Origin of the sequence: Marinobacterium rhizophilum (genome assembly GCF_024397915.1) — a bacterium.
Classification (GTDB): domain Bacteria; phylum Pseudomonadota; class Gammaproteobacteria; order Pseudomonadales; family Balneatricaceae; genus Marinobacterium_A; species Marinobacterium_A rhizophilum_A.
The window spans coordinates 3,926,562-3,952,634 of sequence record NZ_CP073347.1; the positions used below are offsets into that span (position 1 = coordinate 3,926,562).

Sequence of the window (26,073 nt, forward strand, 5' to 3'; positions counted from 1 at the left end):
AACCGCCGCGGGATAACGGGTTCTGACAATGCTGACCAGTTGGTCAGGTAGTGGCCAATATAGGGGAGTGAAAATTTAATGTCTATGATTATTATGTTTTTTGTACACAAAATTACGCATTTGTGTGTATGCATTTTTGGCCAGCGGTTTTCACATGGGGCGCGGCAGCGCCCCTGCCGGGGCCAAAAAACGCCTAGAAATGTAACTTTAGCAGCAGCGAAGCGTTTCGCTCGTTGCGGCCCTTAATACCGAACTTGTTGTTCCAGTGGGAATATTCCAGCCCGACATGGAGCGGAGCCTTGAGTCCCAGATGTTTGCCGGCATTCCACTTCAGCTGTGGAGTGAAGTTCATTTCCGAGGCGTTGCTGTCCGAGCTGCTGGACCAGTCGAGGAAGCCGTCGATAAGGAAGTCGGCATTGCCGATAGCGAACGGGTAAGCCCAGCTCAGGGTCAGTTGCTCATCGTCGTCCCACCGGTCGTTGCTGGCCCTGTACAGGTTCAGGTTGAAATAGCGAAAGCCCGGTACGTTCAGCGCGAAGCCAACGCCATAGAGCTGGTTGTCAAAGCCATCGCCCATCTCCCAAGTGCCCGCCAGCAATACATCCTTGACGGGGCCTGCGCTCAGGTCGGCCCCGCTCAGTGCGGACAGGCCCAGGCGGGGGGAGAACTCGCCATAGAAGGTGCTGTCGCGCGCGTCCGGCATCAGGCGGTCAATAAACAGAAAGGTATCGCCCCAGCTGTGGCCGCTGGCGTGCTCGAAGGTCAGGGTTTCCATTTCTCCGGTCGGGGTCACGACTTCATAGTCACTGCCATTGAGGTAGCTGAGGCTGAAGTCGCTCCAGAGCATGTCGGCACTGGCGGAGCTGGCAAGGGAGCAGCCCAGTGTCAGGGCGAGCAGGTTTCTTTTGCGGATCATCAGTTGTCCTTATTGTTGTTGTGGTTGCAGGTGTTTAAGGATCATGGGGCCAGAGCAAAGTATTCATTTGTTGATATTCATGGATACAAAGCAGGGTGTGATTTTTCTTTTTGGCATGCCTGGGCCCTTGTGAGAGGGCGGAGAACGGCAAAAACCGCCCTGGCGCGTGCCAGGGCGGAGGGGAAAAGTTCGGCTCCGAGAGTGCGTACTATTCGGTGGGGGCGCCGGCGGCAACCCAGTTGCCGAGCAGGTTGCGCTCTTCCTGCGTCATGTTGGTGGTGTTGCCCAGGGGCATGATATTGCTGGCCACGGCCTGTGCATGGATGCGTCCCGCCAGCAGCTTGATCTGGCCGGGCTCATCCATGATCACGCCGCCGGGTGCCGTGCTGAAGGCAGGGCTGGTGGGGGTGGCGGAGTGACAGCTGGTGCAGTGTTGCTGGATGACGTTGTAAACGGCATCGAATTCCACGCTCTGAACGGCGGCAGGCGTTGTGCCGGCGGCGGTTTCCACCGGGGTCACCGCCGTGTCCGGCTTGGTGACAAAGGCCAGGGCCACCATGCCCAGCGCAGCCGCCGGCAGTGTCCAGGCCAGTTTCTGGCTTTCATGGCGGGTGTTGAAGTAATGGCGAACCAGCACGCTCAGTACCGCCAGCGCCGCCAGGATCATCCAGTTGGAGGCGCTGCCGTAGGTGCTCGGGAAGTGGTTGCTGATCATGATGAACAGCACCGGCAACGTCAGGTAGTTGTTGTGACGCGAACGCAGCAGCGCCTTGGCCGGCAGGGTCGGGTCGGGTTCACGCTTGGCTTCGATGGCACCCACCAGGGCGCGCTGCCCCGGCATGATGACGCGAAAGACGTTGCCTACCATCATGGTGCCGATAATGGCGCCAACATGGATAAAGGCACCGCGGCCGCTGAATACCAGGCTCAGGCCCCAGGCGGCACCGATGAGCAGTACGAACAGCAGGGCACCAAGCAGGGCCGGTTTTTTTCCAAGGGCCGAATCGCACAGGAAATCATAGATAAACCAGCCGGCGACCAGGGCACCGACGCCAATGGCGATGGCGGTGGTCGGGCTCATGTCCGATCCCGGGGCCACCAGGTAAAGGTCGGCATTCAGATAAAACACGATGGTCAGCAGCGCCATGCCACTGAGCCAGGTGGCATAGGCTTCCCACTTGAACCAGTGCAGCTCTTCCGGCATTTTCGGCGGCGCCAGCTTGTACTTCTCAAGGTGGTAAATACCACCGCCGTGGATGGCCCAGAGGTCACCCGACAGGCCTTCACGGGGATTGCTGCGGTCGAGGTGGTTTTCCAGCCAGACAAAGTAGAAAGATGCGCCGATCCAGGCAATGCCCACGATCATGTGTACCCAGCGGGCGGTCAGGTTGAGCCATTCGGTAATATGCGGATCCATAGTTCGCTCCTCAGATGCACCGGCCCTGCAAGGCCAGTGACTGAACCTGGGTTTTCTGCTCCCCGGCCCCAAATTGCTGCTAGTCGTTGTGGTTAAAGTTTGGGTTTTTAGTGACCCGGTTTTTAGTGCTCTTTGCTTCAGTGCTCCGGGTCGAGCACGATTTCTTCGCTGTCGGCGAAGAAAAATTCGTCACAGTTGTTGCCGGGCCCGGCCCGGTCGACCACCAGGAACTCGTCCGGGTCGGTCAATGCCAGTATCGGATGGTGCCAGACACCGGGCCTGTAATTCACGCCCTGGGAGCCGTCGCTGTAAAAGGCGCGCAGTTGGGATGATGTCAGATCATCCCCCGGCGGCGCCACCAGGATCAGGAACGGGTTGCCACGCATCGGAATAAAGGCCTGGCTGCCCAGCGGATGGCGCTCCATCATGCGCACCCGCAGGGGCATGGGAAGCGTCTGGGCCCGGAAAATGCTGATTATCGGCGTGCCTTCAGTGCCGGTTTCCACCTCGGCCAGACGGTGGTAGCGGCGCGTGGACCCATTGTTGATCATGAAAAAGTCATGACCCTCGCTGGCAATCAGGTCTCCGAAAGGGGCGAAGGCCTCCTTGCTCAGCGTTTCAATCTTTAGCTTCAGCATGGCGTTATTGCCTCAGGCTTTCTTGGCGATGCGGCCGAGCAGGCGCAGCCGGCTTACACCCCCGTCGGGGAAGATGTTCAGGCGCACGTGCGTCACCGGGCCAAGATCCTTGATCTGGGCGGCGAAGCTGTGTTCCTGGTGCATTTCCAGTTTCTGCGAGGGCAGCAGCTCGCGCCAGTACAGGCTGCGCGCCTCGATCTGGGAGTCGGTGCCGCCTTCAACATAGGCCGCCTGGATGGAGCAGCTGTCCGGGTAGTTGCCCTTGAAGTGCAGGGTGTCGACAACGATCTGTTCAATTTCACCGGGGTGGCCCAGCGCGACGATGACCCAGTCGTTGCCCGGTGTGCGGCGACGGGCGGTTTCCCAGCCATCACCCATGTTGATACCGCGCCCCGGGTTGAGGATGTTGCTCATGCGGCCGAAGTGCTCATCGCTGCAGGCCAGGGCGCGGCCGCCATTCAGGGCCGAGGCCAGGTCGACCTGCTCGCTGGCGCTCTGGGCGCTCCAGTCGCGATAAGGTACACCGTAAACGCGCAGGCGGGCCACGCCGCCATCGGGATAGATGTTAAAGCGCAGGTGGGTCCAGGCGCGGTCGTCCTGGATGGCGTGCAGGTGATGGCTGTTGCCCTGCAGCTCGACCGAGGTGAGGATTTCCTGCCACTGGGTGTCTTCATTGGGGTCGCCTTCGGCGCAGAAGCAGGCGTCGATGGACGCGGACGGCGGGAAGTTGCCGGTAAAGTGGCTGGTGTCGATGTCAAAACCCTTGATGGTGCCGGGTACGCCCAGGCGGATCACCGCCGAATCGTAGCCTTCAAAGCGCTTGCGGCGCGATTCCCAGCCGTCCATCCATTTGCCGTTGTCGTCGAATACCCCTTCTTTCCACACGGCCGCATCGGGCTGGAACAGGCGGTTAACGTCGGCAAACCAGTCGTCAGTCACAGCAATGGCTTTGGTGCCCAGGCGGGCGTCGGCCAGGTTGATGTACTTGTCGAAATTCTGTGTGCTCATCATGTCTCTTTCCATTGGGTGCGTTGCCGGTCGGCGCTTAGAGCGTCTGCAGCCGGAACAGCGCAATATTGTTGATCTCGGCCAGTGCGCGCGCGAACTCCTGTTCGGGGCTGTTGTGGATGCGTTCCTCGAACGCCGCCAGTATCTGGTGCCGGTTGCTGCCCTTGACCGCCATGATGAACGGGAACTTGAACCTGTCCTTGTAGGCGGCGTTGAGCTCGGTAAAGCGGGCAAACTCTTCGGCGTTGCATTCGCTGATACCGGCGCCGGCCTGCTCCGAGGTGGAGGCTGCGGTCAGCTCGCCGCGCACGGCGGCCTTGCCGGCCAAATCCGGGTGGGCATTGATCAGCGCCAGTTGCGCCTCGTGGGAGGCCTGCATCAGCTGTGCGGCCATCAGGCCATGCAGCGACTCGACGCTGTCGAGTTCCGCCATCCGGTTCTCGGCCCGGGCCTGGTCGAAGGTCTGTTCGGCGACCCAGGCGGAGTGCTCGTAGATATCACCCAGCAGCTGGATGAAGGCGTCGCGGCTCAGCGTACTGGGGGTGCAGGTCTTGAACGGGCTCATTTGTTCTCCCCGGCCTGGTACGGGTGGGTTTCATGCCAGTGGCGCGCGATATCGACGCGGCGGGTGAACCAGACCTTGTCGTGGCTGCTGGCATACTTGATAAACTTTTCCAGTGCGGCCATGCGTGCGGGACGACCCAGCAGGCGGCAGTGCATGCCGATGGACAGCATTTTGGGTGCCTCGGCCCCCTCAGCATAGAGCACGTCAAAGGCATCTTTCAGGTACTGGTAGAACTGCTCGCCGCAGTTGAAACCCTGCACCTGGGAGAAACGCATGTCATTGGTGTCCAGCGTGTAGGGGATCACTAGGTGGCCCTTGCCGTTATTGTCAGCCCAGTAGGGCAGGTCATCGTCGTAGGTGTCGGAATCGTACAGAAAGCCGCCTTCCTGCATCACCAGGTTACGGGTGTTCGGGCCGGTACGGCCGGTGTACCAGCCCAGCGGGCGTTCGCCGGTGATCCGGGTGAGGATCTCGATGGCGCGCTGCATGTGATCGCGTTCTTCGGACTCATCCATGTACTGGTAGTCGATCCAACGGTAGCCGTGGCTGCAGATTTCGTGGCCGGCGGCATGCATGGCCTGAATGACGTCGGGGTGGCGCTCGGCGGCCATGGCGACGGCAAAGATCGTCAGCGGGATATCATGCTTCTTGAACAGGCGCAGCAAGCGCCAGACGCCCACGCGGCTGCCATACTCGTACAGCGACTCCATACTCATGTTGCGCTCGCCCTGCAGCGGCTGCGCTGAAACCATCTCCGACAGGAAGGCTTCGGATTCCTTGTCACCGTGCAGGATGCAGCGTTCGCCGCCCTCTTCGTAATTAAGGACAAAAGAGAGTGCGATGCGTGCGTCGCCCGGCCAGTGGGGGTGCGGGGGGTTGGCGCCGTAGCCAACCAGGTCGCGTGGGTAATCATTGCTCACAGGGCGACTCCTTCTCGATATTCCGGTGTAGGGGTTCGGGTTCAGCTGCCGATATGGATGGCAGAAGCGTTGATGTGTTTTATTGTATACAAAAAATATCTGCTTTTGTAAATGAATTTGCTTTTTTGTTTGTGCATATTGTGAGCTTTGTGGGGTCATGCCGGGTGGGCGGGTGGCCAGCGTTGGCAGTCTGCCCGTTGCTGCTGACAGGCTTCGGGTACTGATAGTCTGGGGTTAGTGCAAGTTGTCGCTGGTTTTGTGTACAAAAAAATAAAACTGTGTATATTATTCCTGAAGCTTCCGGTGTAACGCTTGACGTCACACCGGTGTAACGCCAGCAGACTTGACTGAAGAGGAGGAGGGGGCGATACGGCATGGCGCCAGCGATCTGGCGGTAGATGCCAGAGGCCTCTTTGACTATGGGATACCTGACTACACATGTACTGGATGCCGCCCACGGCCGCCCGGGTAATGAAATCCGCATTGATCTCTATCGCATCAGGGGCCAGGAGCGTGAGCTGCTGCTGACGACGGTGACCAACGATGATGGCCGCTGTGACAGCCCGGTACTGGAAGGCGATGCCTTTGTGGCCGGTGTCTATGAGCTGCTGTTCCACGCCGGCGACTACTTTCGGGCCCAGGGTGTTGAGCTGCCGGAGCCGGCTTTCCTGGATCAGGTCCCGCTGCGCTTTGGCATTTCGGCCGAAGACGATCACTACCATGTGCCGCTGCTGATCTCGCCGTACAGCTATTCGACCTACCGCGGCAGCTGATCCGCCACCGTCCTTTTTACTGTCGACACAAAAAACCGCAGCGGCCGAAAAGCCCTGCGGTTTCCCCTTTCCGGCAGCTTTCAGCCGTAAGCTGACAGCTTTAAGCTTACGGCTGACAGCTCGAAGCACTCAGCTCTTGTCCCTTGTCCCTTTTTCCTTTCACCTGCTTTTAACCTGCCTTGACTAGCGGCTCAGCAGCGCGGCGGTGCCGGCGCTGGCGAAGATGCCGGCGGTAAAGCGGCTGAACCAGGCGCGGCTCGATGCGGTTGTCATGAAACGTGCCGCACCGCGGGCGCAGAATCCGTAACCCAGCTTGCAGATGAGGTCGGCGCAGGCCCAGGTGACGATCATGATCAGCAGCTGTGCCAGCAACGAGCTGTTGGCGTTGATGAATTGCGGCAGAAAGGCGGCAAAGAACAGGATGTCCTTGGGGTTGCTGGCACCCAGGCCAAAGGCCTGCCAGAACATGGTCTTGAAGCCCGGGGTACGCTGTTTCTGTGCCAGATCGCAGGCGTGCAGTTGGCGTGCTTCGCGCCAGCTGCGCCAGGCCAGGTAGAAGAGGTAGAGGGCGCCGGCGATTTTCAGGACGCTGAACAGCTGTTCCGAGGCCATCAGCAGTGCGCCCAGGCCCAGGGCGGAGGCGGTCAGTAGCAGCACCGAGGCGCTGACACCGCCCAGAAAGGCCGGGGTGGTGCGCAGGATGCCGTAGTTCAGGCTGTTGCTGACCATCAGCAGCGACAGTGGGCCCGGTATCAGAATCACCACGAAGATTGCGGCGGTATAGAGCAGCCAGGTGTCCAGCAGCATCGGTGCTTCTCCTCAAGCAAAAAGACCCGCAGCGGCCGGGAGGCCGCTGCGGGTGTGCCTGGCGCTGAATCGTTTCAGCGCCAGGCAGGGTTAGGGAGCCGCTGCCGCCGGGCTTGCCGGCGCACGGGTCAGGCTCCTTGAATGGCCATCACAGGAATATGAACTTGGCGACGAAAATGGCGCAGAGTACATACATCGCGGCGGATATCTTGCTCTTCTGCCCGGTGCAGACCTTCATGATGGTGTAGGTGACAAAGCCCAGGGCGATGCCGTTGGCAATGGAGAAGGTCAGCGGCATCATCACCACGGTGACGATGGCCGGGATCATGTCGGTCTGATCTTCCCATTCGATCTGGCTCAGGCCACCCATCATCAGCATGGCAACGTAGATCAGGGCACCGGCGGTGGCATAGGCCGGGATCATGCCGGCCAGGGGAGCCAGGAACACGGCGGCGGCAAAGAGCACGCCCACGGTAACGGCGGTAAGGCCGGTACGGCCGCCGGCAGCGATACCGGAGGCGCTTTCGACGTAGCTGGTCACCGGCGGGCAGCCCACCAGGGAGCCGACAACGCTGGAGCTGCTGTCGGCTTTCAGGGCCTTGCTCATGTTTTCGATATAGCCGTCTTCACGGATCAGGTTGGCGCGGTGCGCCACGGCCATCAGGGTACCGGCGGTGTCGAACATGTTGACGAACAGGAAGGCCAGAATCACGCTGATCATGGCGACATCAAAGGCACCGGCGATATCCATGGCCAGGAAGGTGGGCGCCAGGCTCGGGGGCATGGAAACCAGGCCGCGATATTCCACCAGGCCCAGGCCCCAGCCGATCAGGGTCACGGCCAGGATGCTGATCAGCACGGCGCCGAATACGCGGCGGTGCGACAACACGGCGATCATCAGGAAGCAGAGTCCGGCCAGCAGTACCGATGGCTCGGTAAAGGAGCCCATGGTGATCAGGGTGGCCGGGCTGTCGACAACGATGCCGGCGGTTTTCAGGCCGATGATCCCCAGAAACAGGCCGACACCGGCGCCCATGGCGAAACGCAGGCTGGCCGGAATGCTGTTGAGCAGCCACTCGCGGATATGCCAGAAACTGAGAATCACGAACAGGATGCCGGACAGGAATACCGCCCCCAGGGCGATTTCCCAGTTGTAGCCCATGTCGCCAACCACCGTGTAGGTAAAGAAGGCGTTAAGACCCATGCCGGGCGCCAGTCCGACCGGCCAGTTGGCATAGAGTCCCATCAGGAAGCAGGCCAGGGCCGCACCGATGCAGGTCGCCACAAAGGCGGCACCATGGTCGATGCCGGCGTCGGACATGATATTGGGGTTCACGAAGATGATGTAGGCCATGGTGACAAAGGTTGTCATGCCTGCGATCAGTTCGGTGCGGACGTTGGTTTTGTGTTCGCTCAGTTTAAAAAAGCGATCGAGAAAACCGGTGGCCTGTGGCTCATTCATGGAATGAGCGGCATCTTGTTCTTGTTGAATGCTCGCCACGACGCGTACTCCTTATTTCTTTTATTGGTATTGAGAGCGGTTGCTCACCGTTGTAATGGACTGGCTATCCCTGCGTTGCAATACCAGACTGATGCTTCAGCCGGGTGTATTCTAAAATTGTATACAAAAATATCAAGGGTTGGCGGGGTCTCCGGTCAGTTGTTAAATTCCATTATGAACTCAAAAACGCATGAAAATGGATTGCAGCGGGCGCAACAGCTGGCCTCCCGGTTTTCCAAAGCGGTGGCAGGGCAGCAGGCGTAAAACTCCCGTCACGCCGGCTTTCCCGGCACCGAAGTCCCGCAGGTCGATGCAATACAGGGTAAATTGTTCCCAAGTCGCGTGTACAATTGTTCGCGTCCTGTGTACTATTCACGGCACTTAAACAATTCCTTTGTGTACTTGGCCGCCATAACGCCCGCCGTGGCGCTGTCGCCGAAGTACCGGACAGCAGAATGTGGTCACACCTATGAACGATCGATTGCAGCAGATCATCGGCCAGAGCGGCAATTCGCGCGAGGCGCGTACCGGCACCCAGGATGATGTGGTCTATGCGCATATCTTTGATGCCATCCTGGAGCAGCGTCTTGCGCCGGGTACCAAGCTGAGCGAAGAAGCCCTGGGCGAGATCTTTGGCGTCAGCCGCACCATCATTCGCCGTGCGCTGTCGCGCCTGGCCCATGAGCAGGTCGTTCTGCTGCGCCCCAACCGTGGTGCCGTCGTGGCCGAGCCCAGCCTCGAAGAGGCACGCCAGATTTCCTTTGCACGGCGCATCGTTGAGCGCGCCATCACGGAACTGGCCGTCGAGCATGCCACCAGCGATCAGATTGCCAACATGAAGCGGCTGGTGAAGGAAGAGCAGGCCTGTTTCGACAAGGGCGACCGGGGGTCGGGTATTCGCCTGTCGGGCGAGTTCCACCTGCAGCTGGCGCTGATGGCCAACAATGCGCCCTTGCTGAACTTCCAGCGCAGCCTGGTTTCCCAGACGTCCCTGATCATTGCCCGTTACGAAACCGGCAACCGTTCGCACTGTTCCTACGATGAACACAACCAGCTGATCAAGGCGATTGAGCAACGCGACAAGGCCCGCGCGGTCGAACTGATGATGCACCACCTGGACCATATCGATCACAAGCTGAACCTGCAGGATGACGGCGCGTCCGGCGACCTGCACGCGGTGTTCTCGCACCTGATGCTGGATCGCAAGAAAGGCGCCAAGTAACGCGACCGCCGGTCTGCTGATCAGAGCCCCCTCGCCGCAAGGCAGGGGGCTTTTTTGTGGGCCTGTCATCATCATGGTTGCCACCTTTGATGGGCTGAACTCAGTCGCGCTGGTGTACGCACTGGCCGGCGGCGAAGGTCGCACGCACGGCGCGGTCGTCACCCAGTGTCATCAGTACGAACAGTCGTTCGTCCAGGGTGCGGGCCTGCTGCATGCGGTACTGCATCAGCGGGGTGCAGTGGTAGTCGAGCAGCACGAAATCGGCTTCATTGCCCGGCGCTAAGCTGCCGATGCGGTCATCCAGGCGCAGGGCGCGGGCGCCACCCAGGGTCGCCAGGTAAAGCGATTTGAACGGGCTTAGCTTGGCGCCCTGCAGCTGCATGACCTTGTAGGCCTCGTTCAGGGTTTGCAGGATCGAGAAGCTGGTGCCGGCGCCGACATCGGTGCCAAGGCCGACGTTCACGCCGTGCTGTTCCATCTTGGGCAGGTTGAACAGGCCGCTGCCCAGAAACAGGTTGGATGTCGGGCAAAAGGCGATGGCAGAGCCGGTTTGTGCCAGGCGCTGGCATTCGTCGTCGCACAGGTGAATGCCGTGGGCAAACACCGAACGCTCGCTCAGCAGGTTGAAATGGTCGTAGACATCCAGGTAGCCGCTGCACTGCGGGAACAGGGATTTGACCCATTCCACCTCGTCGCGGTTTTCCGACAGGTGGGTATGCATATAAAGGCCGTCGTACTCGTGCAGCAGCTGCCCGGCGCTGGCCAGCTGTTCATCGGTGCTGGTCGGCGCAAAGCGCGGCGTGACGGCGTAGTGCAAGCGGCCCTTGCCGTGCCAGCGTTCGATCAGCTCGCGGCTGTCCTGGTAGCCGGACTCGGCGGTATCGGTCAGGTAGTCCGGCGCATTGCGGTCCATCAGTACCTTGCCGCCAATCATGCGCAGGTTGCGCTGTTCGGCGGCACTGAAGAAGGCATCGACCGAGGCCTTGTGTACGGTGCCGAACACCAGGGCACTGGTGGTGCCGTTGCGCAGCAGCTCGCGAATGAAAACGTCGGCGACTTCGGCGGCGTGCTCGGGGTTCTCGAATTCGCGCTCGGCCGGGAAGGTGTAATTGTTGAGCCAGTCCAGCAGCTGCTCGCCGTAGGCGGCGATCATGCCGGTCTGCGGGTAGTGGATATGGGTATCGATAAAGCCCGGCATCAGCAGGCCGTTGGCATGTTCCACCACCTCTGTTCCCGCCGGCAGCTCAGCCAGCAGGGATTCGGCCTCGCCCAGGGCCTCGACCTGACCGTCGCTGACGATCAGCAGGCCGTCGTCAAAGTATTCGTAGGACGCCTCGATGCCCACCTCGGCCGGATCGGCGATGCTGTGGAGAATGGAGGCGCGGTAAGCCTTGCGTGCTGAAGTCATGGGTTCCGGTCGCTCTTGAAGCTGAATGTGGGTCGTTAAAAGGGTGTCTCAGGCAGGCCGGCAGATGCTCAGGGCCTGTGTTTCGCCCGGGCGTTTTTTCTCTGCCCCGAAGTCGGCGTTGTAGTGCGCGATGACTTCGCCGGCAATGGCGATGGCAATTTCGGCCGGCAGCTTGCCCTTGACCTCGGGCGTGCCCATGGGGCAGATCATGCGGGCCAGCAGGGCATCATCCATGCCCTTGGCGCGCAGCCGGTGTTCGAAGCGCTTGCGCTTGGTGCGCGAGCCTATCAGACCGAAATAGTCGAAGTCACCACGCCTGAGAATGCGCTCGCTCAGCTCCAGATCCAGCTGGTGATTGTGGGTCAGCACGATGCAGTAGCTGTGGGTGGGCAGGTCGTCCACCTCGTCGACCGGGAATTCGGTGACGACTTTCTCGACATTGTGTGGAAGCTGCGGCGGGAATTCGTTTTCTCGCGAATCGATCCAGCGCACCCGGCACGGCAGCGTGGCCAGCAGGTTCACCAGGGCGCGGGCAACATGGCCCGCACCGAACAGCGCGATCTGTACACCGGACTGCAGCACCGGTTCGAACAGCAGGGAGGTGGCGCCACCGCAGCACTGGCCGAGACTGGCACCCAGCGAGAACTTCTCCAGCCGGACCGCGGACTCGCCATCGCTGAGCATCTGGCGGGCGATCTGCATGGCCTTGTGTTCCAGGTGGCCGCCACCGATGGTTTCATAGCTTTTCTGCGCCGTGACCACCATCTTGGTGCCATTGTTGCGCGGCGTGGAGCCGCGCTCGTCCAGTATGGTGACCAGCACGCAGGACTCGCCCCTGTCCCGCAGCTTGTTCAGTGCACTGATCCAGTCAACCCGGTTCATGGTCTGTTCTCCTGCAATGCCGTTCATGGGCGAGCCGTTAAATGTTTTCCACCAGCGGCGCTTCGGCCATGGCGGTCTTCATCTGCTCGACGCCCCAGAGCACCCGTTCGGGGGTAGCCGGTGCGTCGACGTGGGGACTGAAGCGGTAATCCGCCACGCTGGCGATGGCATCCTTGAGTGCACACCAGACCGAGATGCCGAGCATGAACGGCGGTTCCCCCACGGCCTTGGAATGGAACACCGTGTCTTCGGGGTTCTTGCGGTTTTCCACCAGGCGTACACGCAGGTCCAGCGGCATGTCGGCCACCGTCGGAATCTTGTAGCTGGCCGGGCTGTTGGTGGTCAGCTTGCCCTGGGGGTTCCAGTTGAGTTCTTCCATGGTGAGCCAGCCCATGCCCTGCACGAAACCGCCCTCCACCTGGCCGATATCGATGGCCGGGTTCAGCGAGGCGCCGACGTCATGCAGGATATCGGTGCGCAGCATGCGGTATTCGCCGGTCAGGGTGTCGAGCAGCACCTCGGAGCAGGCAGCGCCGTAGGCGTAGTAGTAGAACGGCCGGCCGCGGGCCTGGTCGCGGTCGTAGTAGATCTTCGGCGTGCGGTAAAAACCGGTGCTGGACAGCGAGATCTGGTTGAAATAGGCCAGCTGAATCAGCTCGTCGAACGGCATTACCTGCTCGCGGATGCGCACATGGCTGTTGCGGAACTCGATATCTTCCTCGGACACCTTGAAGTGGGCGGCGGCGAAGCTGACCAGCCGGCCTCGGATGGTGCGGGCGGCATTCTGCGCCGCCTTGCCGTTGAGATCGGTGCCGCTGGAGGCCGCGGTCGGCGAGGTGTTGGGCACCTTGTCGGTATTGGTCGCGGTGATCTGGATGCGCTCGACTTCAACCTGGAACTCTTCGGCCACGATCTGGGCGACCTTGGTGTTCAGGCCCTGGCCCATCTCGGTGCCGCCGTGGTTGAGGTGGATGCTGCCATCGGTGTAGACATGCACCAGCGCGCCGGCCTGGTTAAGGAAGGTGGCGGTGAAGGAAATGCCGAATTTCACCGGTGTCAGGGCGATGCCCTTCTTCAGTATCCTGTTGCTGGCATTGAACGCGCTAATGGCTTCACGACGCTGGCGGTATTCGCTGCTGGCTTCGAGCTCGGCGGTCATCTCGTCGAGCATGTTGTCCTCGACGGTCTGGTAGTAGTGCGTCACGTTGCGCTCGGTCTTGCCGTAGTAGTTGTGCTTGCGCACTTCCAGCGGGTCCCTGCCCAGAGTGCGGGCGATATCATCCATGATGTACTCGATGGCCACCATGCCCTGGGGGCCGCCGAAACCGCGGTAGGCGGTGTTGGAGGCGGTGTTGGTCTTGCAGCGATGACCGGTGACGGTGGCATCGCCCAGGTAATAGGCGTTGTCGGCATGGAACATGGCGCGGTCGACGATGGAGCCCGACAGGTCCGGCGAGTAGCCGCAGTTGCCCGCCAGTACCAGGTCGATGCCGTGCAGGCGGCCGTTGTCGTCAAAGCCGACATCGTACTCGACATAAAAAGGGTGGCGCTTGCCGGTCATCAGCATGTCGTCGACCCGGGGCAGGCGCATCTTGGTGGGCTGGCCGGTGAGGCGGGCGATGACAGCACAGAGGCAGGCGGGACCGGCCGCCTGGGTTTCCTTGCCACCAAAACCGCCGCCCATGCGGCGCATGTCGATCACCACCTTGTGCATCGGCACGTCGAGTACCTCGGCCACCAGTTTCTGTACCTCGGTGGGGTTCTGGCTGGAGGTGTAGACGATCATGCCGTCATCTTCGGTGGGAATGACCGACGAAATCTGGGTTTCGAGGTAGAAGTGCTCCTGGCCACCGATATGCAGGCTGTCCTGCAGGCGATGGGGTGCGCCCGCCAGTGCTTTGGCGGAATCGCCGCGCTTGTGCTGGTGGCTGTCGAGCACGAAGTGTTTCTTCTTCAGCGCCTCTTCCACGCTGAGCACGGCTTCGAGGTCTTCGTATTCGATGACCGCGGCCATGGCGGCGCGGCGGGCGTTGTCCAGGCTGTCGGCGGCCACGGCGATCACCGGCTGGCCGACATATTCCACCTTGCCATCGGCCAGCAGTGGATCACCCGGCGCCACGGCGCCGATGTCGAGCTGGCCCGGCACGTCCTTGCTGGTGATGGCGATGCGCACGCCCGGCACCTGGTAGCAGGGGGCGGTATCGATACTGATGATACGGGCGTGGGGCCGGTCGCTCAGGCGGGCATAGACGTGCAGCTGGTTGGGAAATTCCAGCCGGTCGTCGATATAGACCGCTTCGCCACTGACGTGCTTGGCCGCGCTTTCGTGGGGAATCTTGCGGCCGACGCCGGTTTGCAGGTCCTGGCGCACCAGCGCCATCATTTCGTCCTGCGTTCTGCTGATCTTGTTGTGGTTAGACATAATCGGTCACCCGTGTAGCCAGCTCCGGTGTGCTGAGTTCCAGGAAGTACTTGCGCAGCAGGTTGGCGGCGGTGAGCACGCGGTATTCCTTGCTGGCGCGAAAATCGCTGAGGGGGGTGAAATCTTCACCCAGTCCCCTGGCGGCAGCCTCGATGGTGGCCTGGTTCCAGGGCTTGCCGGTCAGGGTCTGTTCGCAGCGGCTGGCGCGTTTGGGGATGGCGGCCATGCCACCAAAGGCGACGCGGGCGTCTGTGATCTGACCGTCCTCTATACGCAGGTCGAAGGCACCGCAGACGGCGGAGATGTCGTCATCCAGGCGCTTGGAAATCTTGTAGACGCGAAAGCTGTCACGGCCCTGGGCCCGCGGCACGATGATTTTTTCGATGAACTCCGCTTCCTGGCGCACGGTAACGCGGTAGTCCACGAAGTAGTCGGCCAGCGCGATGGTGCGGGTGCTGCTGCCCTGGCGCAGAACGATCTGCGCGTCGAGTGTAAGAAGGGCGGGTGGCGAATCGCCGATCGGTGAGGCATTGCCGATATTCCCGCCAAGGGTACCCTGGTTGCGGATTTGCAGTGATGCGAAACGGTGCAGCATGGCACCGAAATCCGGATATTCGCGGGCCAGCACGTCGTAGCAGTCGGTCAGCGGCACGGCGGCGCCGATTTCGATGCGGTCATCAAACGTCTGGACCTGTTTCAGCTCGGCAACGTTGCCGACATAGATCATGACCGGCAGGGTGCGGTGCATCTGGGTGACTTCCAGTGCCAGGTCGGTGCCACCGGCCAGCAGCCGGGCTTGCGGATTATCCTGATACAGCTGGGCCAGGTCGGCTAGGGTCAATGGTGAATAACTCTGGTTGCCGCCGCAGTTCAGCTCGGTGGTGGCGGTGGGCTGGATCTCACGCAGCCGGGCCAGGGTCTGTTCATGCTGCTGATCAAACTGGTCCTGCGCGGCAGCGGTACAGCTGCTGGCGGCAGCGTCCAGGATCGGGCGGTAGCCGGTGCAGCGGCACAGGTTGCCTGCCAGGGCTTCTTCGGCGGCGGCCTTGTCGGGCTGGGGGCTGTTTTTTTGCAGTGCAAACAATGACATGACAAAGCCGGGTGTACAGAAGCCGCACTGGGAGCCGTGGCAGTCGACCATGGCCTGTTGCACGCTGTGCATCTGCCCCTGGTGCTTGAGCCCTTCCACGGTGATGAGCTGCTTGCCATCCAGTGCGGATACAAAGGTCAGGCAGGAATTCAGCGTGCGGTAGCGAATGCGGTCGTTTTCCAGTTCGCCCACCACCACGGTGCAGGCACCGCAGTCACCCGAGGCGCAGCCTTCCTTGGTGCCGGTCTTGCCGAGGTTTTCCCGCAGATAGTTGAGGACCGTGACGTTCGGGTCGAGATCGCTCTCTGTCCGCAGTTCCTGATTGAGTAAGAACCTGATCAAGGAAAACCTCCTGCTGTGTGTTCAGTTATTAGTCTATGGACAGACTCTAGACGAAAGCTGACTTTGGGGTCAACTAAAAACTGACTTTAAAGTCAGAAAAATTCGGTGTAGTACACCTCTGCCTGAAGCTTAGTTGTGGTGCTGTGTTTTGGCGCCCAGGTGCGGCTTTTTTGTCGTCTGCGGGTGTCGCTGTGTCGGCCCGGCTGCAGCCCTTTGCAGGCGTTTTGCGTGGCGCTGCAAGGCCCCGTTCAGGGGGCGGCGGTGGCGGTCGAAAGTACCCTTGCGGGACTGTATTGTCCGGCAGGGTTCTGTGGTAAGGTGAAAATCTTTCATCGCGTTCGCGTATTTCTGAATTTTCTGCTCCCAGTGGAGGTATATACATCGCATTATGGCCAGTGATTATTTCAGTCGGCCGGCACGTATTCTGGTAACGGGAGCTAAGGGTCAGGTCGGACGTGAGCTGGTCGGTCAGGCGGGCGCAGATGCCTTTTTTGATGTGATCGGCCTTACGCGCCGGCAGCTTGATATCACGGACACCGCGAAGGTCCGTCAGCAGCTGGAGCAGCATCAGCCGGACTATGTTATCAATTGTGCCGCCTTTAACCGGGCCGATGCTGCGCAACGGCAGCATGAGCATTGCATGCGCCTTAATGCCGAGGCCGTCGAACAGCTGGCACTCATCTGCGCCGAGCTGGATATTCCGCTCATCCACCTGTCCACGGACTACGTGTTCGACGGTCACTACGCCAGTGGGTACCGGGAAAACGATGCCGTGCAGCCGCTGGGTGTTTACGGTCAGAGCAAATGGCTGGGGGAGGAATTGCTGCGCCAATCACATCCCCGGCACATCATTTTGCGGGTGAGCTGGGTTTTCAGTGGTGGCGGGCACAACTTCCTGATGCGCACGCTGGAGCAGGCGCGCACCGAAACCGAGCTGGCGTCGGTGGATGACCGTCGTGGCTGCCCGACCTCGGCGGCCGATGTGGCCCGTGTGGTGCTTGCCATCGTCAAGCAGCTCAAGTGCGGCGCGGATGCCTGGGGCACTTACCACTATTGCGGGGCCGAGATCACCACGCGCTATGCCTTCAGTGAAGCGATCATTGCAACGGCAAGCCAGTACGAGGCGCTCAAGGTCGAGCGACTGATGCCGGTAGCCAGCATCAACTTTCCCACCGAGGCGGAACGTCCCGCCAGCTCGGTACTCAAATGCACCAAGTTGCTCAGCACCTTTGGTATTCGCCAGCGCCCCTGGCGCGGTGAGCTGGTGGCGCTGGTGCGCAAGCTCTACGAACGCTTCTGATTAATCCCTCGCCAAAAGAGACTGTGCCGCCGGCCCCGGGTTACCAGGGTGTCGGGTCACGTGTTACGGCAACCCAGGCAATGTACACAAAGGTGCCAATGGCGGCGCCAAACGCCAGGGTGCGGGTGCTCTTGCTCCGGCCGCGCTTAAGGGCGATGATGCCGAGCACGATATAGGCCACCAGGGCGAGCAGTTTGGCGCTGAGCCAGTCATTCACGAACGGGTACTGCTGCAGGGTCAGGGCGAGACCGATGGCGCTCAGCAGCAGGACGGTATCCACAATATGCGGTATAACGCGGATCAGACGTTTGTTCTGCCAGCCGGAGCCGAGCAGCATCCAGTAGCCGCGCAGCAGAAACAGGGAAATGCTCAGAGTGGCTGCAGTCAGGTGCAGGTGCTTCAGAATCATGTACATGGCTGTATGGCTCTTTCAATTGGGTGTTTTTACGGGTGCGGGCTTTTTTTGTGTTGTGCATCAGGTGCTTAGACTCTGGTTTACAAAGTTTGTAGCACGCGAGCCATTGTTGCGCACCGGGCCCTGTCTGACCAGCCCGGCTGGCCGACGGATTTGTCAGTTCTAACAATTTTCAGGAGAGGTTTTATGGGACGTTGCAGCAACGACACCGGTTTTGTTGCCCTTAACATTGCAGTGCTGACTGTATCCGATACCCGTTCGCTGGACACGGATACCTCCGGCCAGGCGCTGGTGGATCGGCTGGAAGCGGCGGGGCACCAGCTGCAGGCGCGCACCATCGTCAAGGATGATATTTATCAGTTACGGGCCCAGGTATCCGCCTGGATCGCCGATCCCCAGGTACATGTGATTCTCAGCACCGGCGGCACCGGTTTTTCGCACCGCGATTCGACGCCCGAGGCGCTGCAGCCGCTGTTCGACAAGCAGGTTGAGGGTTTTGGCGAGCTGTTTCGCAGTCTTTCATTCGAGGAAATTGGCACCTCAACCATCCAGTCCCGTGCGGTTGCGGGTCTGGCCAACGGTACGATGATTTTCTGCCTGCCGGGCTCCACCGGCGCCTGTCGTACCGGTTGGGACCGCATTATCGCCGAGCAGCTCGACAAGCGTCATCGCCCGTGCAACTTCGTCGACATGCTGATGCGCCACGCACAGGAGCGGGTGTAAGGCATGGCGGGTTCTGATGCCACCTTTGTTGCCAGACCCGGCCTGGTCCTGGTTGAAGAGGCCATAGAGGCGCTGCTGGCGGACGTGCAGCCAATCGCGGGCACCGAACAGCTGGCGCTGATCGATGCCGTAGGGCGGGTGCTGGCCGAGGATGTGATCGCCGCGGTGGATGTGCCGCCGGCGGACAACAGCGCCATGGACGGCTACGCCTGTTCGCACGGCGATGCCGGGTCGGCGGGGCTGCGCATCAGTCAGCGTATTCCGGCGGGGGCTGCGCCTGCGCCTTTGGAGGCTGGCACCGTGGCGCGCATTTTCACCGGTGCCGAGATACCGCCAGGCGCCGATACGGTGGTGATGCAGGAGCAGGCCGAGGTTGTCGAAGGCCGGGTGAGCTTCACCGTGCGGCCAGAGGCAGGCGAGAATGTTCGCCCGCGCGGCCAGGACATTCGTGCCGGTGCCCTGGTCGTGGCGGCGGGCACGCGTCTGCAGCCTGCGGACCTGGGGGTGCTGGCATCCACCGGTGTGGGCAACGTGACGGTAACGCGCCCGCTGCGTGTGGCTCTGCTGTGTACCGGTGATGAGCTGGTGGAGCCCGGGTCTGCACTGAAATCCGGCCAGATTTACAATTCCAACCGCTACCTGCTGGCTGGTCTGCTGCGACAACTCGGTATCCAGGTGCTGGATCTGGGGTCTGTGGCTGACACCGCTGAGGCAACCCGTGCGGCGCTGGCGGATGCGGCGCGCCAGGCTGACTGCATTATCAGCACCGGCGGCGTGTCGGTCGGTGACGAGGATCACGTCAAGGGTGCGGTCGAGTCATTGGGACAGCTGCGCCTGTGGCGGTTGCGCATCAAGCCGGGGAAGCCACTGGCCTATGGACGTGTCGGCCAGGTGCCCTTCTTCGGGCTGCCGGGAAATCCAGCCTCGGCGCTGGTGACTTTCTGCCTGCTGGCAAGACCCTATTTGCTGCGCTTGCAGGGCGCGGTGGTTGAACCGCCGCTGATGCTGCAGGTGCCCGCAGGCTTTGCCCGGCCGGTTCCGGGGGGGCGGCAGGAGTACTTGCGGGCGCGGCTGGAAGCCGGGCGCGCCTGCCCGTTTTCGAACCAGAGCTCCGGTGTGTTGTCTTCTGCCAGCTGGGCGCAGGGGCTGGTGGTTGTGCCGCCGGATACCCGAATTGCCGAGGGCGACCTGGTGGGCTTTATCCCGTTCTCGGAGCTACTTGGCTGAGGGCACTGCAAAAGCCCCTCCCAGCGGGTAAAATAGCGCCCGGCTGAACCTTTCACGATAATTAGAGAGCACCATGAGCGACAATACCGCGCTGCAGGATCCGTTTAAAGAGATCCGTCCGTACCGCGACACCGAAGTGGCAGAGGTGCTCAACCGGTTGTTGTATAACGAAGAATTTATCCGGGTCGTTACGCGTTACCAGTTTCCCCGTATGGCGGGAGCCTTTGGTTGGCTGCTGCGCCCGCTGGTGCGCATGGCGCTGGCGCGGGAAGTGGGGGATGTGGAAACCATTCGCGGCTTCCAGGAGCGGGTGGCCAAGTACATGGAAAAAATGATCGGGCGCAGTACGACCCGCCTGAGCTGCTCGGGCATCGAGCGGCTGGATCCGGATGAGGCCTACCTGTTCATTTCCAATCACCGTGATATTGCACTGGATCCGGCCTTTGTGAACTGGGTGCTGTACAAGGCCGGCATGAACACGGCCCGTATCGCTATCGGTGACAACCTGCTGCGTAAACCCTACGTGTCCGATCTGATGCGGCTCAACAAGAGCTTTATCGTCAACCGCTCGGCTCGTGGCCGCGAGATGATGACGGCACTGAATCAGTTGTCCGCCTATATCGATCACAGCATCAACGAGGGCGCCTCCATCTGGATCGCCCAGCGTGAAGGCCGGGCCAAGGACGGTAATGATCGTACCGATCCCGCCATTCTGAAGATGTTCTACATGTCTCAGCGCAAACAGCGTTCCTTCGGCGAAGCCATTACCCGGCTGAACCTGGTACCGGTGTCCATTTCCTATGAATACGATCCCTGCGATGCCGCCAAGGCGCGGGAGCTGCACGCCAGGGCCAGCGCTGGCTGCTATGCCAAGGGGCAGTACGAGGATCTGGATAGCATTGTGCAGGGCATCACCGGTCTAAAGGGGGACGTGCATGTCGCCTTTGGCGAGCCCATCAAGGGGGAGTTTGAGTCCCCTGAAGCGCTGGCCGCCCTGATTGACCGTGAAATCATTGCCAACTACCAACTGCACTCTTCCAACCTGATCGCGGCGGATGACGCCGGCGAGGTGACGGACGAGCAGCGCGAAGCCTTCCAGCAGCGCCTGGAGGGGCTGGAGCCCGGTGCGCAGGAAATCATGCGCCAGATGTATGCCAACCCGCTGATTAACAAGCGTTCCCTGGAGGCCTCATGAGCAAACTGACGCACCTGGACGATCAGGGGCATGCCCATATGGTGGACGTATCCGGCAAGGATGTGACCTACCGTGAAGCTGTCGCCCAGGCCCGGATCGAGATGCTGCCCGAAACGCTGCAACTGATCGTGGGTGGCGGTCACAAGAAGGGTGATGTGCTGGCGGTCGCGCGTATCGCCGGTATCCAGGCGGCCAAGCGCACCTGGGAACTGATACCGCTGTGTCATCCGCTGATGCTGAGCAAGGTGGCGGTGGAGCTGGTGCCGGTGCCGGAGCATAACCGCATTGACATTACCGCCACCTGCAAGCTGTCCGGCCAGACCGGGGTGGAAATGGAAGCCCTGACGGCGGCCAGTGTGGCGGCGCTGACGCTGTATGACATGTGCAAGGCGGTGGATCGCGGTATGGTGATCTCGGGCCTGCGGGTGATGGAAAAGAAAGGTGGCAAGAGCGGGCACTGGAAGGTAGAGGATTAAGATGAAATTGCAGTTGGTATATTTTGCGCGTGTGCGTGAACAGCTGGGCCTGGATGCCGAGACGTTGCAGTGTCCGGCACAGGTGTCCCGTGTCGATGAGCTGATCGATTACCTGGTGGCCGAGCGCGGCGAGGCCTGGCAGGGGGTGCTCAAGGCACCCAATCTGCTGGTTGCGGTGAATCAGGAGATGGTCAGCCTGTCCGCTGTTCTGGCCGAGGGTGATGAAGTTGCCTTTTTCCCACCGGTTACCGGAGGTTGAGGATGTCCAAGGCGACACCGCTGCACTACCTGCGTGCGACCCTGTTTTACGCGGGCTTTTATCCGGTCACTATCCTGTATTCGAGCTTTTGCCTGCTGGTGGGCTGGGCGTTGCCGTTTCGTCCCCGTTTCCGGCTGTTCACGGTGCTGAATTACTTCTACATGTTCTGGCTGCGGCTGTGCTGTGGCGTGCGTTTTGAGGTGTCGGGGCTGGAAAACCTGCCGCGTTCGGGTGCTTATGTGGTGGTGTCCAATCACCAGAGCGAATGGGAAACCCTGTACTTTCAGACGCTGGTGCGCCCCCAGGCCGTAGTCCTGAAGCAGGAACTGCTCAAGCTGCCCTTTTTTGGCTGGGCGCTCGCCATGTTGCAGCCCATTGCGCTGGATCGCAGTCAGCGCCGCGGGGCGCTGAAGCAGCTGCTGGCGCAGGGGCGTGAACGTCTGTCACAGCAGGTGCCGGTGCTGATATTCCCCCAGGGGACCCGCGTGAAAGTGGGCGAGATGGGACGATTCAACAAGGGTGGCGCCATGCTCGCGGTCGACAGTCAGGTGCCGGTGGTACCTATCGTGCACAATGCGGGCCTCTACTGGCCGGGCAAGAGCTTCGTGAAGTTTCCGGGTACGGTGCAGGTGCGCATCGGCGCGCCGCTGGCAACGGTGGAGCGCACGGTCGATGATGTACACCGGGATTCGGTCGCCTGGATCGAGCAGGAAATGCGCGAAATCGGTGCCTGAGGCATTCGCGCCCCGCAAAAGTGCGGTGAGCCTGGGGGTCACTCCGTGGGCAAATGGTCAGCAATAAAAAACCGGCCGAAGCCGGTTTTTATGTAGGTTGGTTAAAGCCGCGTAGCGGCGGACCCAACACCTGCTGATGGTGAAGTGATGGGTTTCGTGCCTGCGGCACTTTACCCATCCTACGACTCAGCCGTTGAACTTCTGGAATACCAGGGTGGAGTTGGTGCCGCCAAAGCCGAAGCTGTTGGACATCACAAGTTCCGGGTTGGCATTGTCGATGCGGGCAGGGTGCAGGTGCGTATCGGCGCGCCGCAGGCAACGGTGGAACGCACGGTCGATGATGTGCACCGGGATTCGGACACCTGGATAGAGCAGGAAATGCGCGAAATCGGTGCCTGAGGCATTCGCGCCCCGCAAAGGTGCGGTGAGCGTGGGGGTTCACTCCGTGGGCAAATGGTCAGCAATAAAAAACCGGCCGAAGCCGGTTTTTATGTAGGTTGGGTCAAGCCGCGTAGCGGCGGACCCAACACCTGCTGATGGCGAAGTGATGGGTTTCGTGCCTTCGGCACTTTACCCATCCTACGACTCAGCCGTTGAACTTCTGGAACACCAGCGTGGAGTTGGTGCCGCCAAAGCCGAAGCTGTTGGACATCACGCGTTCCAGGTTGGCATTGTCGATACGCGAGGTCGCGATCGGCAGGCCTTCGGCTTCCGGGTCGAGCTGTTCGATGTTGGCCGAGGCACAGACGAAGTTGTTTTCCTGCATCAGCAGGCAGTAAATCGCTTCCTGTACGCCGGTGGCGCCGAGCGAGTGACCGGTCAGTGACTTGGTGGAGCTGACGGTGGGCATCTTGTCGCCGAATGCCATCTTCATGGCTTTCAGTTCCTGGATATCACCGGCCGGCGTGGACGTGCCGTGGGAGTTGATATAGTCGATCGGGCCTTCAACGGTCGACATGGCCTGCTGCATGCAGCGCAGGGCGCCTTCACCGGACGGCGCGACCATGTCGTAGCCATCGGAGGTCGCACCATAGCCGACCAGTTCGGCGTAGATCTTGGCGCCACGGGCCTGGGCGTGTTCGAGGTCTTCGAGCACCAGCATGCCGGCGCCGCCGGAGATGACGAAACCATCACGGTTGGCGTCGTAGGCACGGGAGGCCTGTTCCGGGGTGTCGTTGTACTTGCTGGACAGCGCGCCCATGGCATCGAACATGACGCTCAGGGACCAGTGCAGCTCTTCGCCACCGCCGGCAAAGACCACATCCTGCTTGCCCAGCTGAATCTGCTCCATGGCGCTGCCAATGCAGTGCGCGCTGGTGGCGCAGGCCGAGGTAATGGAGTAGTTCACGCCCTTGATCTTGAACGGTGTGGCCAGGCAGGCGGATACGGTGCTGCCCATGGTGCGGGTAACGCGGTAAGGGCCGACGCGGCGTACGCCCTTGGTGCGCAGAATGTCCGCGGTTTCAACGATATCGGCGGATGAAGCGCCGCCGGAACCGGCGATCAGGCCGGTACGCACGTTGGAAACCTGGTCTTCGCTCAGGCCGGAGTCCTTCACGGCCTGGTCCATGGCCAGGTACGCGTAGGCGGCGGCGTTGCCCATGAAACGCAACAGTTTGCGGTCAATCAGGGATTCAAGGTCGAGGTCGATACTGCCGGCAACCTGGCTGCGAAAGCCGAGCTCCTTGTATTCTTCCTGGAACTTGATGCCGGAACGTCCCTCCTGGAGGGCGCTGAGGACGGAATCCTTGTCGGTGCCCAGACAGGACACGATCCCCATACCTGTAACAACGACACGACGCATGTGAGGCCTCTTGTGTTTCACTAAGGTAATGTTCTTTGCGGATATACAGACCGCCTATTGTCCGATAAAGCGCCCCTGAAGGCTACCTGAATTAGGTTTTATCGGGATTGGGCGAGCCGTCGGCCTGTGGCCGGCAGCTCCGGGCGACTGATCAGAAGTTGTCGGTGGTCGTGAACAGACCGACGCGCAGGTCCTTGGCGGTGTAGATTTCGCGCCCGTCCACGAATACGGAGCCGTCGGCAATGCCCATAACGAGTTTGCGCTCGATCACGCGCTTGAGGTGAATATGGTAGGTCACCTTCTTGGCCGTTGGCAGGACCTGGCCGGTGAACTTGACTTCACCTGAGCCCAGGGCGCGGCCGCGACCCTGGTTGCCGCGCCAGCCAAGGAAAAATCCAACCAGCTGCCACATGGCGTCCAGTCCCAGGCAGCCCGGCATCACAGGGTCGCCGGGGAAGTGGCACTGGAAGAACCAGAGGTCCGGGTTGATATCCAGTTCGGCAATAATTTCGCCCTTGCCATAGAGGCCGCCTTCCGACGAAATGTTAACGACGCGGTCCATCATCAGCATGTTGTCGACCGGCAGCTGGGCATTGCCCGGACCGAACATTTCGCCGTGGCCGCAGCTCAGCAGGGCTGCGCGATCAAAAGAAGCGGGTTTTGTCATAGGGAAAGTCTTATGGTTCCAGCTAAAAATATCCGCCGATTATAGCGGGTCGGACGCCCTGAAGCACTGTTTGGGGCTTGTTTCTGCCGGGAAGGGGCCGTGGCGGGCCTGTTCTGGTTCGGCAGCGGGCGTTGACGGAACCTCTGGCTGCACCCGCATTGCAGGTGGTCAGGTTCCGTTTGCATGATCAGTGTGTGCGGTCGACGGCCATGTCGGCCAGCTGCGTCAGGGTGTCTTTGAACGAGCTGGCGGGCAGGGCCTGGAGTGCCTTGCAGGCGTCGGCAGCGGCGCGCTGGGCGGCATCGCGTGTGTAGTCGATGGCCCCGGTGCGATGCACGATGTCGAGGACCGGCTGCAGATCGTCCAGTCCGCCCTTGCGAATGCACTGTCGAATCAGTTGGCGCTCTGCGTCGGTGCCGGCTTTCATGGCCTGGATCAGTGGCAGGGTCGGCTTGCCTTCGGCCAGGTCGTCACCGACATTCTTGCCCATTTCCTCGGCGCTGGAGAGGTAATCCATCATGTCATCGACCAGCTGGAAGGCCACGCCCAGGTGGCGGCCGTACAGGCGCAGCGCGTCACGTTCGGCTGCGGTGGCGCCGGCGAGGATGGCGCCGGTTTCCGTGGCGGCTTCAAACAGGGTGGCGGTCTTGCCGATAATCACCTGCATGTAGGCGTCTTCGCTGGTATCCGGGTTTTTGCAGTTCAGCAGCTGCAGGACTTCGCCTTCGGCAATGACATTGGTGGCGTTGGAAATGACATGCATGATGTCCATGTTGCCGATCTCGACCATGACCTGGAAGGCACGGCTGTAAAGGAAGTCGCCCACCAGGACGCTCGGCGCATTGCCCCAGCGCGCATTGGCGGTGTCCTTGCCGCGGCGCAGGTCGGAGTTGTCGACCACATCGTCATGCAGCAGGGTGGCGGTATGAATGAACTCGACAATGGCGGCCAGGGGAACATGGTGCTGACCCTGGTAACCGCAGGCGTTGGCGCTGAGCAATACCAGCAGGGGGCGCAGACGCTTGCCGCCGCTTTCGACTATATAGTGGCCAATTTTCTCGACCAGTGGGACGGTGGAACCCAGATGGTTGAGAATGTAGTCATTAACGGCTTCGAACTGCGGCTCTATCGCCGGATTTAGCTGATGTGGCTGCATGTGGGGAGGGTCGTCGACTGTACGAATGGTAAGCGCGCATGCTAGGGGGTGCCTGCGAGGGTGTCAAGAAAGCGCCGGCCTGAAAGGCCCCTGATGCCGGTGGCGGGGCAGTTGAACGAGGCTTGCCCGCAAGTTGTCCGAATTCGGTTGAATCTGGCTTGAGTTAGGCTTGCCTTTGCTATAGAATCCCCCGCCCTGAGCTCATC

The 26,073-nt window shown here is 61.0% G+C and carries 26 protein-coding genes; 10 read left to right on the forward strand and 16 right to left on the reverse strand.

Annotated features, from left to right (window positions below; translation table 11 throughout):
- Positions 1-193: 193 nt before the first annotated feature.
- From KDW95_RS17720 to puuE, 6 genes are all read right to left on the reverse strand, one after another.
- Positions 194-916 carry an outer membrane protein OmpK gene (locus tag KDW95_RS17720; protein ID WP_255853112.1) on the reverse strand — a complete coding sequence of 241 codons (723 nt, stop codon included), beginning with the start codon at positions 914-916 and terminating at the stop codon, positions 194-196.
- 208 nt (positions 917-1,124) lie between these two features.
- On the reverse strand, positions 1,125-2,333 hold the full coding sequence (locus KDW95_RS17725) for a urate hydroxylase PuuD (protein WP_255853113.1): 1,209 nt from the start codon (positions 2,331-2,333) through the stop codon (positions 1,125-1,127).
- Between the two features lie 137 nt (positions 2,334-2,470).
- On the reverse strand, positions 2,471-2,971 hold the full coding sequence (locus KDW95_RS17730) for an ureidoglycolate lyase (protein WP_255853114.1): 501 nt from the start codon (positions 2,969-2,971) through the stop codon (positions 2,471-2,473).
- A 12-nt stretch (positions 2,972-2,983) separates the two neighbouring features.
- Positions 2,984-3,982: an allantoicase gene (gene alc / locus KDW95_RS17735; RefSeq protein ID WP_441813615.1), complete on the reverse strand. Its 999-nt coding sequence runs from the start codon at positions 3,980-3,982 to the stop codon at positions 2,984-2,986.
- A gap of 34 nt (positions 3,983-4,016) precedes the next feature.
- Entirely contained in the window at positions 4,017-4,544 is a 528-nt protein-coding gene (gene uraD / locus KDW95_RS17740) for a 2-oxo-4-hydroxy-4-carboxy-5-ureidoimidazoline decarboxylase (protein ID WP_255853115.1), read from the reverse strand.
- A complete protein-coding gene (gene puuE, locus KDW95_RS17745; protein WP_255853116.1) occupies positions 4,541-5,464 on the reverse strand; it encodes an allantoinase PuuE in 924 nt (307 codons plus the stop codon). Before puuE ends, uraD begins: the two co-directional genes overlap by 4 nt.
- A 419-nt stretch (positions 5,465-5,883) precedes the next feature.
- Between puuE and uraH the strand changes: the two genes are divergently transcribed.
- Positions 5,884-6,237 carry a hydroxyisourate hydrolase gene (uraH, locus tag KDW95_RS17750; protein ID WP_255853117.1) on the forward strand — a complete coding sequence of 118 codons (354 nt, stop codon included), beginning with the start codon at positions 5,884-5,886 and terminating at the stop codon, positions 6,235-6,237.
- Between the two features lie 183 nt (positions 6,238-6,420).
- Here the strand turns inward: uraH and KDW95_RS17755 are convergent, their stop codons facing one another.
- Together KDW95_RS17755 and KDW95_RS17760 are read right to left on the reverse strand one after the other, a co-directional pair.
- Positions 6,421-7,044: a LysE family translocator gene (locus KDW95_RS17755; protein ID WP_255853118.1), complete on the reverse strand. Its 624-nt coding sequence runs from the start codon at positions 7,042-7,044 to the stop codon at positions 6,421-6,423.
- Positions 7,045-7,192: 148 nt separating this feature from the next.
- Complete coding sequence (locus tag KDW95_RS17760; protein WP_255853119.1) at positions 7,193-8,506, reverse strand: NCS2 family permease; 1,314 nt, start codon at positions 8,504-8,506, stop codon at positions 7,193-7,195.
- Between the two features lie 508 nt (positions 8,507-9,014).
- Here KDW95_RS17760 and KDW95_RS17765 point away from each other — a divergent pair.
- On the forward strand, positions 9,015-9,767 hold the full coding sequence (locus tag KDW95_RS17765; protein ID WP_255853120.1) for a GntR family transcriptional regulator: 753 nt from the start codon (positions 9,015-9,017) through the stop codon (positions 9,765-9,767).
- Positions 9,768-9,867: 100 nt separating this feature from the next.
- On the opposite strand, the gene guaD is transcribed toward KDW95_RS17765, so the two are convergent.
- Genes guaD through xdhA form a run of 4 tightly spaced genes read right to left on the reverse strand, consistent with a single transcriptional unit; the run spans position 9,868 to position 15,911 of the window.
- A complete protein-coding gene (guaD, locus tag KDW95_RS17770; RefSeq protein ID WP_255853121.1) occupies positions 9,868-11,175 on the reverse strand; it encodes a guanine deaminase in 1,308 nt (435 codons plus the stop codon).
- Between the two features lie 48 nt (positions 11,176-11,223).
- Complete coding sequence (xdhC, locus tag KDW95_RS17775; RefSeq protein ID WP_255853122.1) at positions 11,224-12,057, reverse strand: xanthine dehydrogenase accessory protein XdhC; 834 nt, start codon at positions 12,055-12,057, stop codon at positions 11,224-11,226.
- A 37-nt stretch (positions 12,058-12,094) separates the two neighbouring features.
- The gene (gene xdhB / locus KDW95_RS17780; protein WP_255853123.1) at positions 12,095-14,479 is read right to left on the reverse strand and encodes a xanthine dehydrogenase molybdopterin binding subunit; all 2,385 of its coding nucleotides are present in this window, start codon (positions 14,477-14,479) and stop codon (positions 12,095-12,097) included.
- Positions 14,472-15,911 (reverse strand): xanthine dehydrogenase small subunit, encoded by a 1,440-nt coding sequence (gene xdhA, locus KDW95_RS17785; protein WP_255853124.1) that lies wholly within the window; start codon positions 15,909-15,911, stop codon positions 14,472-14,474. Before xdhA ends, xdhB begins: the two co-directional genes overlap by 8 nt.
- 388 nt (positions 15,912-16,299) lie before the next feature.
- Between xdhA and rfbD the strand changes: the two genes are divergently transcribed.
- Complete coding sequence (rfbD, locus tag KDW95_RS17790; protein WP_255853125.1) at positions 16,300-17,211, forward strand: dTDP-4-dehydrorhamnose reductase; 912 nt, start codon at positions 16,300-16,302, stop codon at positions 17,209-17,211.
- Positions 17,212-17,251: 40 nt separating this feature from the next.
- On the opposite strand, the gene KDW95_RS17795 is transcribed toward rfbD, so the two are convergent.
- Positions 17,252-17,626 (reverse strand): SirB2 family protein, encoded by a 375-nt coding sequence (locus KDW95_RS17795; protein WP_255853126.1) that lies wholly within the window; start codon positions 17,624-17,626, stop codon positions 17,252-17,254.
- Between the two features lie 186 nt (positions 17,627-17,812).
- Here KDW95_RS17795 and moaB point away from each other — a divergent pair, with 186 nt between their 5' ends.
- The 7 genes from moaB to KDW95_RS17830 all read left to right on the forward strand — a co-directional run bounded on the left by moaB (position 17,813) and on the right by KDW95_RS17830 (position 22,639).
- Positions 17,813-18,349 carry a molybdenum cofactor biosynthesis protein B gene (gene moaB / locus KDW95_RS17800; protein ID WP_255853127.1) on the forward strand — a complete coding sequence of 179 codons (537 nt, stop codon included), beginning with the start codon at positions 17,813-17,815 and terminating at the stop codon, positions 18,347-18,349.
- A gap of 3 nt (positions 18,350-18,352) precedes the next feature.
- Positions 18,353-19,576 (forward strand): molybdopterin molybdotransferase MoeA, encoded by a 1,224-nt coding sequence (locus tag KDW95_RS17805; RefSeq protein ID WP_255853128.1) that lies wholly within the window; start codon positions 18,353-18,355, stop codon positions 19,574-19,576.
- Positions 19,577-19,649: 73 nt separating this feature from the next.
- Positions 19,650-20,771 carry a 1-acyl-sn-glycerol-3-phosphate acyltransferase gene (locus tag KDW95_RS17810; RefSeq protein WP_255853129.1) on the forward strand — a complete coding sequence of 374 codons (1,122 nt, stop codon included), beginning with the start codon at positions 19,650-19,652 and terminating at the stop codon, positions 20,769-20,771.
- Complete coding sequence (moaC, locus tag KDW95_RS17815; protein ID WP_255853130.1) at positions 20,768-21,247, forward strand: cyclic pyranopterin monophosphate synthase MoaC; 480 nt, start codon at positions 20,768-20,770, stop codon at positions 21,245-21,247. Before KDW95_RS17810 ends, moaC begins: the two co-directional genes overlap by 4 nt.
- 1 nt (position 21,248) lies before the next feature.
- Positions 21,249-21,506 (forward strand): molybdopterin converting factor subunit 1, encoded by a 258-nt coding sequence (moaD, locus tag KDW95_RS17820; RefSeq protein ID WP_255853131.1) that lies wholly within the window; start codon positions 21,249-21,251, stop codon positions 21,504-21,506.
- Positions 21,507-21,508: 2 nt separating this feature from the next.
- Positions 21,509-22,240 carry a lysophospholipid acyltransferase family protein gene (locus KDW95_RS17825; protein WP_255853132.1) on the forward strand — a complete coding sequence of 244 codons (732 nt, stop codon included), beginning with the start codon at positions 21,509-21,511 and terminating at the stop codon, positions 22,238-22,240.
- A 147-nt stretch (positions 22,241-22,387) separates the two neighbouring features.
- Positions 22,388-22,639, forward strand: coding sequence for a hypothetical protein (locus KDW95_RS17830; protein ID WP_255853133.1), 252 nt, complete (start codon positions 22,388-22,390; stop codon positions 22,637-22,639).
- Positions 22,640-22,826: 187 nt separating this feature from the next.
- Here KDW95_RS17830 and fabB read toward each other — a convergent pair whose 3' ends face one another.
- The 3 genes from fabB to ispB all read right to left on the reverse strand — a co-directional run bounded on the left by fabB (position 22,827) and on the right by ispB (position 25,867).
- A complete protein-coding gene (gene fabB / locus KDW95_RS17835; protein WP_255853134.1) occupies positions 22,827-24,044 on the reverse strand; it encodes a beta-ketoacyl-ACP synthase I in 1,218 nt (405 codons plus the stop codon).
- Positions 24,045-24,195: 151 nt separating this feature from the next.
- The gene (gene fabA, locus KDW95_RS17840; RefSeq protein ID WP_255853135.1) at positions 24,196-24,711 is read right to left on the reverse strand and encodes a 3-hydroxyacyl-[acyl-carrier-protein] dehydratase FabA; all 516 of its coding nucleotides are present in this window, start codon (positions 24,709-24,711) and stop codon (positions 24,196-24,198) included.
- Positions 24,712-24,898: 187 nt separating this feature from the next.
- Positions 24,899-25,867, reverse strand: a complete 969-nt coding sequence (ispB, locus tag KDW95_RS17845) for an octaprenyl diphosphate synthase (protein WP_255853136.1) — start codon at positions 25,865-25,867, stop codon at positions 24,899-24,901.
- Positions 25,868-26,073: the final 206 nt, after the last annotated feature.